We start from the raw sequence: 13,429 nt of genomic DNA, 5'->3' as shown, positions 1-13,429 counted from the left end.
GACGGCCCGGCTGGTGGCCGTGCATCCTTCGAGGCTCGCAAGAGCTCGCACCTCCAGCGACAAAGGCGAAGCCTTTGCGCGGGGATGACGGGATTCAGTTCGTTGGGTGCCCTACCCCCCGCCCACGATCGCGTTGAAGACGCGGCGCACCTCGCTTTGGGTCTCGCGCAGGCGGGCTTCGAGTGCGGAGAAATCCGGCGTGTCGCCGGCCCGCGCCATCACACGCAGCAGATCTTCGCCCGCCGTCTCCGGATTGAACTTGCCGGTGACGCACAGCCGCAGGATCTGCGTCAGGTCATGATACAGCCGCGCCGCCGAGCGCAATATCTCGGCTTCGGACTGGCCGAGCAGGCCGAGCTTGGCGGCATGCTCGAGCACCTGCAACGTGGAGACGCTGAGGATTTCCGGCTTCGCTGACGCGTGCGCGAGCTGGAGGTATTGCGCGATGAAATCGATGTCGACGAGCCCGCCGGCGGCGAGCTTGAGGTCCCAGACGTCGTCCTCGCCCTTCTCCAGCGCAATCGCGCGCCGCATGTCGGCAACATCGGCCGCGGTCGACGCCGCATCGCGCGGTCTCGTCAGCACGCTGCGGATGATCGCCTCGATCCTCTCACGAAACTCCGGCGACGACGAGATCACGCGGGCGCGGGTCAGCGCCATGTGCTCCCAGGTCCACGCCTCGCGCTCCTGGTAGTCGGCGAACGCGTCGATCCGCGAGGCGACCGGGCCGGCGCGGCCGGATGGACGCAGCCGCATGTCGACCTCGTAGAGCACGCCGTAATTGGTGCGGGTCGTGAAGGCGCTGATCAGTCGCTGGGTGAAGCGGGCGAAATATTGCGCGCCATGCAGCGAGCGCTCGCCGTCGGAGTCCGGTGCCTCGCTGTCGAAATCGTAGAGCGTGATCAGATCGAGATCGGAGGACGCCGTCATCTCGCGGCTGCCGAGCCGGCCCATCGCGACGATCGCGGTCTCCTGCCCCTTGATCCGGCCATATTGCGCGGCGAACTGGTCGGTGACGAGGCCATGCACGGTGTGCACGATGCCTTCGGCGACATCGGCAAAGGCCGTGCTGGCGTGCTGCGCCGACACCGTGCCGGACAGGATCCGCGTGCCGATCAGGAACAGGCTCTCCTGGCCAAACAGCCTCAGGCGATCGAGGAAGTCCTCATAGGACGAGGCGTCCTGCAGCGTGGCGGCAAGCCGCTCCGACAGCTCCTTCTTGTCCGGCATCGCGCCGAAGAAGCGTGGATCGACCAGGCCGTCCATCATCTGCGGCTGCCGCGCCAGCATGTCGCCGAGCCGCGGGGCCGCACCGAGGATCAAGGCCACCAGCGCGACGAAATCGCGATTCTGGCTGAGCAGCGAGATCAGCCGCCCGCCCCGCTGCAACGCGCCCAGGAAACGGTCGAATGCCGCGACAGCATCGTCCGGCTCCTCGGCATCCGCGAGGCCGTCGATCAGGCCCGGAATGAACTCCAGGAACGCCGCACGCGTCGCCTCCACGCGCAGCGCGCGATAATCACCTTCGATCCATTGCTGCACGGTGCCGGCGACCATGACCGGCTTCTTGAAGCCGAGACTGGCGAGATGCTCGATCAGGCGACCCTCTTCGGGGCCCGCCCCGTAGTCGACATCCGGCAGCTTCACGCTTCCGGTCGGATCGTCGCCCTCGAACAGCTTGCCGTAATGGTTCTGCACGATCTTGAGCTGACCAAGCAGGTCCTTGGCGAACGCCTCGCGATTCTCGTAGCCGAAGAAACGCGCAAAGCGTTCGACGTCTTCAGGCGCTTCGGGCAGCGAATGGGTCTGCTCGTCGGCGATCATCTGCAGCCGATGCTCGACGCGGCGCAGGAATTCGTAGGCCGTGGTCAGTTCGTCGCGCGCCTCGAAGGTGATCCAGTTGCTGTCGGCGAGCACATTGAGCGCCTCCAGCGTCGGCCGCACCCGCAACTCCGGATGGCGGCCGCCGGCGATCAGCTGCTGGGTCTGGGCGAAGAACTCGATCTCGCGGATGCCACCACGGCCGACCTTGACGTTGTGGCCCTCGACCGAGATCTCGCTCTGGCCGCGATAGGTCTGCATCTGCCGCTTCATGTCGTGGACGTCGGCCAGCGCGGCAAAGTCCAGATGCTTGCGCCAGACGAACGGCGCGAGCTCGCCGATCAGCGCCTCGCCGGCTTTGGGATCGCCGGCGCAGGGCCGCGCCTTGATCATCGCGGCGCGTTCCCAGGTGCGGCCTTCGCGCTCGTAATAATGCAAGGCCGCGTCTGTCGAGATCGCGACCTGGGTCGAGGCCGGGTCCGGGCGCAGCCTGAGATCGACCCGGAACACATAGCCCTCGCCCGAGCGTTGCTGCAGCATCCGCGCCATCGCCTGGGTGACGCGGACGAAGAACGGCTGCGGCTCGATATCCTCGGCGAGCGAGGTGGCCGCGCGATCGAAGAACACGATCAGGTCGATGTCGCTGGAGTAGTTCAGTTCGCCCGCGCCCATCTTGCCCATCGCGAGCACGATCAGGCCGGAGCCGATCTCGGGATGTTCGGGGTCGGCGGCGGTCATGCGACCGCGCGCGACCTCCTGCCGGAACAGATATCGCAGCGCCGATTGCACCGAATTCACTGCAATGTCGGTCAGCGCCGCGGTCACCCGCATCACCGGCCAGACGCCGCCGATGTCGCACAGCGCGATCATCAGCGCGGCCTCCGCCTTCATGCGGCGAAGCAGAACCATTACGTCGGCTTCGCTGGCGGCGGCGAGCACCTCGCGCGAGGTCGTCTCGATCAGGCCGGCAAGATGCTGTTCCGGGTCGCATGACAGGACCCGGATCAGCCGCGCGGCATCGGCGCGTGCGAGCTCGAACAGATAGGGCGAGAACTCGGCGATGCCGCGCAGGATGTCCCGCGCGAACGGATGCTCCAGCAACGCTGCGAGCGCGGCCGATTGCGCCGGCTCGAGCTCGGCGAACCAGTCGGTCAGGCGCTGATCGGCGGATAAGGAAGCGGCGACATGCGGCCCGTCCGCGAACCGCGCGGCCAGACGATGTCGGTCCGCGTTTCCCGGCGCGGCGGCATTCATGCCGCCTTCTGTGGCACATCCTGCGTTTGAGCCGCAAGCCTGTCACTGCCGCCCGCCCGCGCCGGCAGCACCAGGGTCGCCACCAGCCCCGGATGGGCATCGCCAAGCCTGAGCTCGCCACCATGGAGCGTGGCAACCGCCGAGGCCAGGCTGAGGCCGAGGCCGGAACCGGGTAAGGTCCGGCTCGCCTCGAGCCGGACGAAGCGCTCCACGGCATGCTTGCGGTCGCCCTCGGGGATACCGGGACCATGGTCGGTGACGCTGAGCAGGACCTGATCGCCCTCGCGCCGCGCCTCGATCAGGATCTCGCGCGCATCGGCCTTCATCGGCTCGACGCCCGCGTCGGGCCTGCCATATTTGATGGCATTCTCGACCAGGTTGGCGACCGCCTGGCTGATCAATTCGCGGTTGCCGTGAATCGGTGCCGGCGCGGTCTTCACCTGCAGCGTCATACCGTCGTCCTCGGCCAGCGGTTCGTACAGTTCGTGGATGCCGTTGGCGACGTCGGCGCCGTCGAAATCGTCCATGTTGCCGCGCGCCTGGCCGGACTCGGCGCGCGCGATCATCAACAGCGCGTTGAAGGTGCGGATCAAGCCGTCGGATTCCTCGATCGTCCGCTCCAGCGCCGCGCGGTAGTCGGTCTCGGAGCCCGACCGCGCCAGTGCCTCCTCCGCGCGGTTACGCAGCCGCGTCAGTGGGGTCTTGAGGTCGTGGGCGATGTTGTCGGAGACCTCCTTCAGCCCCGTCATCAGCGCCTCGATGCGCTCCAGCATGGCATTGAGATTTTCCGCGAGGCGGTCGAGCTCGTCGCCGCTGCGGCCGACCGGCAGCCGGCCGGACAGATCGCCCGCCATGATCCGCTTGGTGGTGCCGGTCATGGCGTCGATCCGGCGCAGCACGCGGCGGGCGACGAAGATACCGCCGCCGATGCCGAGCACGACGACGACGAGGATCGACCACTGCGCGGCCTTGGCAACGATGCCGAACAGCCGCCGCCGTTCCTCGAGGTCGCGCCCGACCAGCAGACGGAAGCCGTTGTCCATCTCGGCGACCCGCACCAGCGCGCGGTGATCGGTCTTGTCCTGGTCGTCGATCCGGCGATAGGCGGTCTCGCTCCAGCCCTGGACGCTCATCACGCCAGGCGCCAGCGAGCCGACATTGCCGGCCAGCGCCTGCCCGTTCGGCGCCGTCAACAGATAGAGGTTGGCGCCCGGCCGCAGCGCACGATTGCCCATGGTGGTCAGCAGGCCGTGCAGGCCGCGGCGATTATAGATGGCGGTGATCTCGCCGATCTCGACGTTGACGGTCGTCGTGATCTGCTCGGTGATCAGCCGCCGCGTGTTCCATGCGAAATAGGCCAGCAGCGAGGCGGCGAACAGCGCGAACAGGAACAGGTAGACCAGCGTCAGCCGAAACGCCGTGGTCCGGATCAGTTTACCGAATGCCGTCACGGATCATATACCCCGCGCCGCGGATGGTATGCAGCAGCGGCCGCTCGAAACCCTTGTCGATCTTGGAGCGAAGCCGCGAGATGTGGACGTCGATGACGTTGGTCTGCGGATCGAAGTGATAATCCCAGACATTCTCGAGCAGCATCGTGCGCGTCACCACCTGCCCGGCATGCTTCATCAGATACTCGAGCAGACGGAATTCGCGCGGCTGCAGGGTCAGCTCATCCTTGCCGCGGGCGACGCGATGCGACAGCCGGTCGAGCTCGAGGTCGCCGACCTTGTAGGTGGTCTCCTCGGCCGGCCCGACATTGCGCCGCGACAGCACCTCGACGCGCGCGAGCAGTTCGGCGAAAGAATAAGGCTTCGGCAGATAGTCGTCGCCGCCGGCGCGCAGGCCCTTGATGCGGTCATCGACCTGGCCGAGCGCCGAGAGGATCAGGACCGGCGTCCGGTTGCCCTTGTCGCGCAAATTGCCGATCAGCGAGAGCCCGTCGCGCTTCGGCAGCATGCGATCCACAACCAGCACGTCGTAATCGCCGGATTCGGCCATCGACAGCCCTTCCTCGCCGTCGGAGGCGAGATCCGCGATATAGCCGACTTCACGGAATGCCTTGACCAGATAGTCGGCTGACTCGCGGTCGTCTTCGATGATCAGGATACGCATTTGCGGAGCGGTTGCAGTCACGGGAATGGGCCCTCTGTCAGCATGGCGCGGCCGGCCTGCACATGCAAGACGACCGCGCGTATTCTCGAATTGTTGGGAAAAAGTGGGCGGTGAAGCTGGGGGACTCCACCGCCCTGAGACCTTCCGACGGAGGGGGGCATATTCCATCGAAAGGCAACATAGGGAGCGAGCAAGGGGCCCGCCCCCCGGAAAGCGCCGTCGGCGGGGCGACTAATGCCGGCGACGCTCTCCAACTCATAGATAGTTATCCCTTGGCCAGCGGCACTGCCACAAAGCGCGACGAACCGCCGCTCTTCACGCGCATGAGAACACTGTTCTTGTTGTCATTGCGCGCCGCGGTGATCGCATCGCGCACCTCACCGGCGGTGCCGACGGACTTGCCGGCGACCTCGAGAATCACGTCGCCTTCCTTGAAGCCCCGCTCAGCGGCAGCACTCTTGGGATCGACTTCGGTCACGACAACGCCTTCCTTGCCGGCGCCAGCCACGCTGTTGGCAGGTGCCACGGTGAGGCCCAGCTTCGGCACGTCGGTGCCACGGGACGAATTGCCCTTGTCGCTGTTGTCGGTGTCAGCCTTGGCTTCCAGGCTGTTCGGCAACTGGCCGAGCGTGATGCTGACGGTCTTGTCCTGACCCTTGTGCAGCACGTTCAGCTTCACGGCATTGCCGGGCGCGAGGCCGCCGATGGTGCGGGCGAGTTCGCGCGCATCCTTCACCGGCTCGCCATTGACGGCGGTGATGACGTCACCGGACTCGATGCCGGCCTTGGCCGCGGGGCCATTGGCCTGCGGTTCGGCGACCAGCGCGCCTTCGGCCTTCTTCATGCCGAGGCTGTCGGCAATATCAGAGGTCACCGGCTGGATCTGGACGCCGATCCAGCCACGGCTGACCGAACCCTTGTCCTTCAGCTGGGCAACCACGCTCTTGACGGTCTGGGCCGGGATCGAGAACGCGATGCCGACGCTGCCGCCGGACGGCGAGTAGATCGCCGTGTTGACGCCCATCACCTCACCGGACACGTCGAACGCCGGACCACCCGAATTGCCCTTGTTCACGGGCGCATCGATCTGGATGAAGTCGTCATACGGGCCGTTGCCGATGTCGCGGCCGGAGGCGGAGACGATGCCCGCGGTCACGGTGCCACCGAGTCCGAAGGGATTGCCGACCGCCAGCACCCAGTCGCCGATGCGCGGCTTGCTGTCGGAGAGCTTGGCGAACTGGAAGTTCGAGCCGCCCTCGACCTTGATCAGCGCGAGGTCGGTGCGCGGATCGGTGCCGATCACCTTGGCGGAATAGGTCTTGCCGTCGTCGGTCGTGACTTCGACCTTGTCGGCGCCGTCGACGACGTGATTGTTGGTCACGGCAAAGCCGTCAGCCGAGATGAAGAAGCCGGAGCCCTGGCCCGTCACCACGCCACCGCCACGCGGTCCACCGCGCAGACCCGGGGGCAAGCCATCCGGACCGCCAAAGCGGCGGAAGAAGCGCTCCATCGGCGAACCCGGCTGGAACGGCGAATCCTCGTTATTGCCGCTGTCGTCCTTGGCGACCTTCTCGCGAATGTTGACCTTGACCGAGATCACCGACGGCTTCACGCGCTCGACAATGTCGGCAAACCCGACCGGCTGCTGAACCTTCTTGACCTCGTTGTTGACCTGCGCATGTGCGGGCGTCGTGAACAGGTCGGCGGGATTGTGCGTGGGGCTGAGGCCGTAGGTGGCGGCTCCGAGGCCGGCCACGACCGACGCCATCAGCGCGAGTTTGCGGGCAGAGAACAGCGAGCGCTTCGGCGCCTTGTAGGACGGCAGGGTCGAGAGGTCGGGACGGTCGGTCATGTCTTGAAATCTCCAGGGCCAGAATCATTCGGTGCGGGGCAAGCACCTGATGCGTCTGAACATGGGGTCATCAGCCTTACGGCGCGCTGGCTGCGGAATTAAACTTTGGTAATCGAGCCGACCCGCGCTGCGGCAGAATAGCGCAGGCAAATAAATGACTTAGTAAGGAACTAAAGCGGCTTGTCCGGCGCGGATTCGGCCGCCAGCAGCCGTTCCAGCCGCGCCTGCTCGTCGGACGTCAATCCGGACGCGGAATCAGCCCCGCCGGCGGCCGGATTTGCCTTGCGGCGGCCGAGGCGCCAGAGCGCAAAACCGCCCAGCAAAAGCGCCAGCGGCGGGGTCAGCCACAGCACCAGCGTATGCTCGTTGAGGCGCGGCTTCAGCAGCACGAATTCGCCGTATCTGGCCACAAGGAAATCGATCACCTGGGCGTCGCTGTCGCCGGCCGAGATGCGTTCACGCACCAGCAGGCGGAGGTCGCGCGCCAGCGGCGCCTCCGAATCGTCGATCGACTGGTTCTGGCAGACCATGCAGCGCAGCTCCTTGGAGAGCTCGCGCGCCCTCGCCTCCTTGGCCGGATCCGCCATGATCTCGTCAGGCAGCACGGCGCGGGCCGGCATCGCACCGAGCATTAGAATTGCCGCAAGCGCGGCGGCTGCAAGCGCGCGCGACCGCATCACTCGGCCGCCTGCAAGGCGCGCGCGGTGGCTTTGGCCGGCTTCGGCGCGCCGACCCGCAAGCGGCGGTCGGACAACGACAACAGGCCACCGAAGGCCATCAGCACCGGCCCCCACCAAATCATCAGCACCAGCGGCTTGTGATAGATGCGCACCGCGATCGTGCCGTCGGCCGAGGCATCACCCAACGATATGTAAAGCTGGCTTGCGCCGCGGGTCAGCAGCGCGGCCTCGGTGGTCGAGGCGCCACGCGTCGTGAAGTTGCGCTTCGACGGGGTCATCACGCTGACTGTCTGGCCGTCGCGGGTCACGGTGAATTGCGCCACCATCTCGCGGAAATTCGGCCCCTGCCGCGGGTTCAGGCCGTCGAGCCGCAGCTCGTAGCCGGCGACGCGGGCGACGTCGTCCGGCTTCATGGAGCCGATATATTCGCTGTTCCAGGTGGTCTCGCAGACGATCCCGATCAGCGCTGTGCCGAGGCCGGCATGCGCGAAGGCCGTGCCCCAGGTCGCGCGCGGCAGGCCGCGGGCGCGGCGCAGCGAGAGCGACAGCGGAATCCGGAACAGCGCGATGCGTTCGGCGAGATCGCACAGCGCACCCATGATCACGAACGCCGCAAGCCCGATCGCGAGCGGCGCCAGGGTCGCGCCGCCATAGGTCCACGCAAACACCAGCGCGATCGCAACCAGCGCTGCGATGCCGGCGACCATCAGCCGCTGCGCCGCGCCGAGCAAATCGCCGCGCTTCCAGGCCAGCAGCGGCCCGAACGGCACTGCGAGCAGCAGTGGCACGAACAAAGGCGCAAAAGTGAAATTGAAGAACGGCGCGCCGACCGAGATCTTCTCGCCGGTCAGCACCTCGAGCGCCAGCGGATACAGCGTGCCGATGAACACCGTCGCGCACGCCGTGGTCAGCAGCAGATTGTTGAGCACCAGCGCGCCTTCGCGCGAGATCGGCGCGAACAGCCCGCCCTGCTTCAGCGCCGGCGCGCGCCAGGCATAGAGCGACAGGCTGCCGCCGATGAAGACGAACAGGATCAGCAGGATGAACACGCCGCGCGTCGGATCGGTGGCGAAGGCGTGAACCGATGTCAGCACGCCGGAGCGCACCAGGAAGGTGCCGAGCAGCGACAGCGAGAAGGTCAGGATCGACAGCAGCACGGTCCAGACCTTCAGCGCGTTGCGCTTCTCCATCACCAGCGCCGAATGCAATAGCGCGGTGCCGGCAAGCCATGGCATCAGCGAGGCATTCTCGACCGGATCCCAGAACCACCAGCCGCCCCAGCCGAGCTCGTAATAGGCCCAGTAGGAGCCCATCGCGATGCCGAGCGTCAGGAAGATCCACGCCATCAGCGTCCACGGCCGCACCCAGCGCGCCCAGGCGGCGTCGATCCGCCCTTCCAGCAGCGCCGCGACCGCGAACGAGAACGAGATCGAGAAACCGACATAGCCGAGATAGAGCATCGGCGGATGCACCGCGAGGCCGATGTCCTGCAGCACCGGATTGAGATCGCGTCCCTCGATCGGCGGGTTGGCGATGCGCAGGAACGGATTCGAGGTGATCAGGATGAACAGATAGAACGCGCTGGCGACCCAGGCCTGCACCGCCAGCACATGCGCGCGCAGCGACAGCGGCAGATTGTTGCCGAAGGCCGCGACGAGGCCGCCGAACAGCGCCAGGATCGACACCCACAGCAGCATCGATCCTTCATGGTTTCCCCACACGCCGGTGATCTTGTAGAGCAGCGGCTTCAGCGAATGCGAATTCTCGTAGACATTGGCGACCGAGAAATCCGAGGTGACGTGCAGCGTCACCAGCGCTGCGAACGACGCCGCGACGAACAGCAATTGGGCGAGCGCGGTCGAGCGCGCGACGTTCATCAGCGCCGCATCGCGCCAGCGCGCGCCGACGATCGGCACGATGGACTGGATCAGCGCAAGCGCGAGCGCCAGCACCAAGGCATAATGTCCGCTTTCGGCGATCACCGCATGGCTCCCTGGGTCGGCGCCGCGGAGGCGCTCGGCATGTTGCCCGGTTTGGCGCCGTAATCGTCCTTCCAATGGCCCTGCTTCTTCAGCGCGTCGGCGACGTCCTTCGGCATGTACGTCTCGTCATGCTTGGCGAGCACCGTGTCGGCGCGGAACACACCTGACCCATCGAGCGCGCCTTCCGCAATGACGCCCTGCCCCTCGCGGAACAGGTCCGGCAGGATGCCCTTGTAGGCGACCGGCAGCGTCGCGCCGCCGTCGCCGACGGTGAAGGTCACGGCGAGATTGTCGCCGCGCTTGAGCGAGCCTTGTTCCACCAGGCCACCCAAGCGGAAGCGCTTGCCCGGGCCGAGATGCTTTTCGGCGACCATCGACGGCGTCGAGAAGAACACGATGGAATCGCGCAGCGCGCTCAGCACCAGGCCCGCGGCGATCGCGAGCACGGCGAGCGCGCAGCCGATCAATGTCAAACGCCGTTGCTTCCTGGTCATGGCCTATCCTTGCGCATGGCATCATCCGAAAACCGCGGTGCACTTTTCGGCGTCATGCTCTATCCATCCAACCCGAGATTCTTCAGCCCGTCATTGAGCTGACGCAACCGGTCCGCATCGTTGGCGACAGCCTGACGGGCATCCGCGAGCGCGCTCATCGCCTTGTCGCGCTCCCCCATCACCAGATAGGCGCGGACCAGCCGCAACCAGCCCTCGACATCGTCGCCATTGGTCTTCAGCCGCGTCGCCAGCCGATCGACCATGCCTTGGATCATGGTGCCGCGATCGGCCTCGCTCATGTCTTTCGCCGCGGCCATTGCACCGTCCGGCAGCGCCGGAGCGCCCACGCCGGCGGGTACCGTGCCGCCGACCCGTACCAGCGCGGCCTGGACTAGCGGCCGCCACGGCGCGTCGGGCGGCCCCTTCGAAAGCATCTTCTGCCAGAGCGCCGCGGCGTCGGCCTTGCGGCCGTCCTGCTCTGCGGCAAGGCCTAGAAAGTAATTGCCCTTGGCATCGTCGCCATTCAGCGCGACCGCGCGCTCGAATTCCGCCTTTGCCTCCGCAGTGACGACGCCGCCGGCGGTCCCCATCATTGCCTCACCGAGATCGGCGCGGCGATCGGCGCTGTCTCCGGCATAATTGATGGCGTTGCGATAGGCGCGGACCGCATCATCGTAGCGGCCAAGCCGCGACAGCACCGGCGCCAGCACCGTCCAGCCGCGGCCGTCGGTCGGGTTCTTCTCCAGATGCGCCTCGACCTGCGCGACCAGATTGGCGAGCGGCTGGTTGGCATCGGCCACTCGGCTGCGCTCGGCGAGCGGAAAGTCGCCGAGCCGCGGCGAGCCGAGCGCGAGATAGAAGCCCGAAGCAATGACCGGCAATCCGACCAGGGCCACGATCGCGGCAGAGCGCCGCAGGTTGAGACTGCCCTGCACCGGTTCTTCACGTCCGCTCGCGTCGGCGGCGGCCAGCAGCCGGCGGCTGATCTCGATCCGCGCCGCATCGGCCTCGGCGGCGCCGATGATCCCTGAGGCCATGTCGCGGTCGATTTCGGCGAGCTGATCCCGGTAGACCACGACCTCGCTGCCGCCGGTATCCGCCCGCCCGCGGCGGCTGAGCGGCCACAGCACGGCAAAGATCGCCGCGACCGTCATCAGCGCGAACACAAACCACAGCGTCATCAAGCGGTTCCCGGATGGAACGGCGGCTTCCGGCAAGCCGCCTTAGAATCGCTTTACACTACCGGCGGCGAGCCCGGCAATTGACAATTGCTGGATCGACCGAAGGTCGGAATCGGGTGGTTTTCCGGTGCCGTTCCGGCGGTCGCGAAGGCACGCGACCAAAATATCGAAAACAACCCCATGCAAAGGAGCCGGCGGCCCGCCGGCAGGCGAATGACGACTTGACACGTCGGGCAACTCAGCGCCACACTTCCATTATTCCGAAATCGTGCAGGCGCTTCGCCTGAAGCCAATTCACCGTCGAATGCCATGAACACTACGTCGCAGTGAAGGAAGTGATCCGGTCAGGATGACGACTGCTCGTTATTTCGAGCATCGCGTCCCTCTCGACTCGGCCAGAACGTTGCACGCGATCGTGAACAGGAACACTACCGTGAGGAGAGTGAGGCCATATGCGGCGGCAGGAAGCTTGATCGAGTAATCCCCGATGAAGCGCGGGATGGTGGTCCTAAACGAAGAAAAGAAAAAAATGAGAAATGACCCGAAGAACAGCGTGTATCCTAGGTACCATTGGAAGGACCACCTCAGGAACGTATACAGTCTCATTCTCTTGAGTATCGCCCTGTAGAAGCGCGGCAAATGATTGCAGATGCTTTTTGCAAAGTACAAAATAGATGCGACCCAGTAGGCTTGCAGAATTACGACCGCATGCTCAAGACTGATTTGATTCCTGTTGTATAGGCTGCCGAGCAAGAGAAAGCCGAGTGCAAAGCACCCCGTAAGTAACCACCCCAAGCCGAAAATCTGCGAGAAGTATGTCGACCCATTTTGCGGGTACGGCTTATCGCGCATGCTGCTTAGCTGCCTCTGCTGCCAACGGTTTTTTGTTCAAGGTCAAGAGCGTACCGAGAACACCCGCCTTCTTCGTCATTCCATAAGCTTCGCGCACAGCATCATCGAGCGCGTCATGAGCCTTCTTTAACGGGTGCGCACCGGGCACCTCAAGTGCACGGTACGATTCCCGGAGCGACCAATTCGTGCTCCTTCTGAAGCTCCGCTCGGAGCACGACCCTCTCCGTCTATCAAACGGAGCGGCCCTTTTCCAACTTACCCTCCGGTCCCAAAAACGGGGTCCATTTCAGCGGTCATCAGGAAGAGAGCAAGCCACTTGGTAAGTGGGATTTTGGAGCGCTCGAACACGATTCGAACCGTACCCAGGCTGCGCTACCCCGCGCGCGACGACTTGCGCTCGCCGGTGACGGCGTTCTCAGCCGCCCGGTTCATCAGGGAGGCGTAGTCATGGCCGAACAGCACCTCGCAGAAGCGGATCGCGGCCTTCACCTGCTGCTGGCGGAACGCCCGGACCCGCGCGTCGCCGCCGCGCAATGACTGCACCAGCCCCTCGGTCGACTGCTCGACGTAATGCTGCAGGTCCGAGAAGGTCCGCAGCGTCACCTCGTTGATGGCGAGCTCGCTGGCATAGGTGCGGCACACCGCGACGAAATCGATCAGGGCGGCGGCATCCGCGACCTCGGACTGATCGATCTTGGCGCCGGCCGTGATGTCCTTGTCGGCGCGCTGGCGCAGGATGCGGCGGACCCGGCCCGGCACGCTGTCGATCTCCGATTGCAGCGCGTTGGAGGTATCGGCACGCACCGACGTCAGCTGACGGCCCCAGGTGGAGTCGTTGCGCAGGTCGAGCTCGGTGCGCAGGCCGCGGACACCGTCATGCAGGGTCTTGAGCTGCTCACCGACATAATCGAAATGGCCGCGCCTGATGTCGGTGCGGAGACAGGCCGCGACGAACGACAAATCATGCAGCGCGATCGTGACGGCGATGCCGTAGGGCGTTGCCGCAACCCGCAACTCGTCGTCGGAGGCCGCCATCTTGATGGCGAGGCGAATGATCTGCCAGGGCGCGGCGAGCCGCTGCGCAATCAACGACAGCGCGAAGGGCAGCAGCTGCGGCGTCTGGAGCGACGGCAGCTTGAGCGCATCCATGGCGGAGGCGATCTGGGAATCGGCAAACACCCGGATCTGGCTCGGCACG

The 13,429-nt window shown here is 65.7% G+C and carries 8 protein-coding genes and 1 pseudogene; all 9 read right to left on the bottom strand.

Annotation, left to right across the window (positions count from 1 at the left end; all coding sequences use genetic code 11):
• Positions 1 to 111: 111 nt before the first annotated feature.
• Entirely contained in the window at positions 112 to 3,075 is a 2,964-nt protein-coding gene (locus tag H8A95_RS02365) for a bifunctional [glutamine synthetase] adenylyltransferase/[glutamine synthetase]-adenylyl-L-tyrosine phosphorylase (RefSeq protein WP_229181617.1), read from the bottom strand.
• Positions 3,072 to 4,526: a sensor histidine kinase gene (locus H8A95_RS02360; RefSeq protein ID WP_229181616.1), complete on the bottom strand. Its 1,455-nt coding sequence runs from the start codon at positions 4,524 to 4,526 to the stop codon at positions 3,072 to 3,074. Before H8A95_RS02360 ends, H8A95_RS02365 begins: the two co-directional genes overlap by 4 nt.
• Entirely contained in the window at positions 4,510 to 5,190 is a 681-nt protein-coding gene (locus H8A95_RS02355) for a response regulator transcription factor (protein WP_229181684.1), read from the bottom strand. Before H8A95_RS02355 ends, H8A95_RS02360 begins: the two co-directional genes overlap by 17 nt.
• Before the next feature lie 265 nt (positions 5,191 to 5,455).
• Entirely contained in the window at positions 5,456 to 7,042 is a 1,587-nt protein-coding gene (locus tag H8A95_RS02350) for a Do family serine endopeptidase (protein WP_229181615.1), read from the bottom strand.
• Between the two features lie 170 nt (positions 7,043 to 7,212).
• Positions 7,213 to 7,719: a cytochrome c-type biogenesis protein gene (locus H8A95_RS02345; protein ID WP_229181614.1), complete on the bottom strand. Its 507-nt coding sequence runs from the start codon at positions 7,717 to 7,719 to the stop codon at positions 7,213 to 7,215.
• A complete protein-coding gene (locus tag H8A95_RS02340; protein WP_229181613.1) occupies positions 7,719 to 9,704 on the bottom strand; it encodes a heme lyase CcmF/NrfE family subunit in 1,986 nt (661 codons plus the stop codon). Before H8A95_RS02340 ends, H8A95_RS02345 begins: the two co-directional genes overlap by 1 nt.
• Positions 9,701 to 10,198, bottom strand: a complete 498-nt coding sequence (gene ccmE / locus H8A95_RS02335) for a cytochrome c maturation protein CcmE (RefSeq protein WP_229181612.1) — start codon at positions 10,196 to 10,198, stop codon at positions 9,701 to 9,703. Before ccmE ends, H8A95_RS02340 begins: the two co-directional genes overlap by 4 nt.
• Positions 10,199 to 10,257: 59 nt before the next feature.
• Positions 10,258 to 11,379, bottom strand: coding sequence for a c-type cytochrome biogenesis protein CcmI (ccmI, locus tag H8A95_RS02330; protein WP_229181611.1), 1,122 nt, complete (start codon positions 11,377 to 11,379; stop codon positions 10,258 to 10,260).
• 1,224 nt (positions 11,380 to 12,603) lie between these two features.
• A pseudogene (locus H8A95_RS02325) lies at positions 12,604 to 13,429 on the bottom strand (hypothetical protein); the annotation flags it as partial.

The sequence above is a fragment of the Bradyrhizobium oropedii genome, assembly GCF_020889685.1.
Taxonomy (GTDB): Bacteria; Pseudomonadota; Alphaproteobacteria; order Rhizobiales; family Xanthobacteraceae; genus Bradyrhizobium; species Bradyrhizobium oropedii.
This window is presented reverse-complemented; position numbering and strand designations above follow the sequence as displayed.

Excerpts from the sequence above, each read along its gene's own strand:
- H8A95_RS02365 (WP_229181617.1), bottom strand. The coding sequence starts at position 3,075 with ATGAATGCCGCCGCGCCGGGAAACGCGGACCGACATCGTCTGGCCGCG.
- H8A95_RS02355 (WP_229181684.1), bottom strand. The coding sequence starts at position 5,190 with ATGCGTATCCTGATCATCGAAGACGACCGCGAGTCAGCCGACTATCTG.
- H8A95_RS02350 (WP_229181615.1), bottom strand. The coding sequence starts at position 7,042 with ATGACCGACCGTCCCGACCTCTCGACCCTGCCGTCCTACAAGGCGCCG.
- H8A95_RS02345 (WP_229181614.1), bottom strand. The coding sequence starts at position 7,719 with ATGCGGTCGCGCGCGCTTGCAGCCGCCGCGCTTGCGGCAATTCTAATG.
- ccmE (WP_229181612.1), bottom strand. The coding sequence starts at position 10,198 with ATGACCAGGAAGCAACGGCGTTTGACATTGATCGGCTGCGCGCTCGCC.
- ccmI (WP_229181611.1), bottom strand. The coding sequence starts at position 11,379 with ATGACGCTGTGGTTTGTGTTCGCGCTGATGACGGTCGCGGCGATCTTT.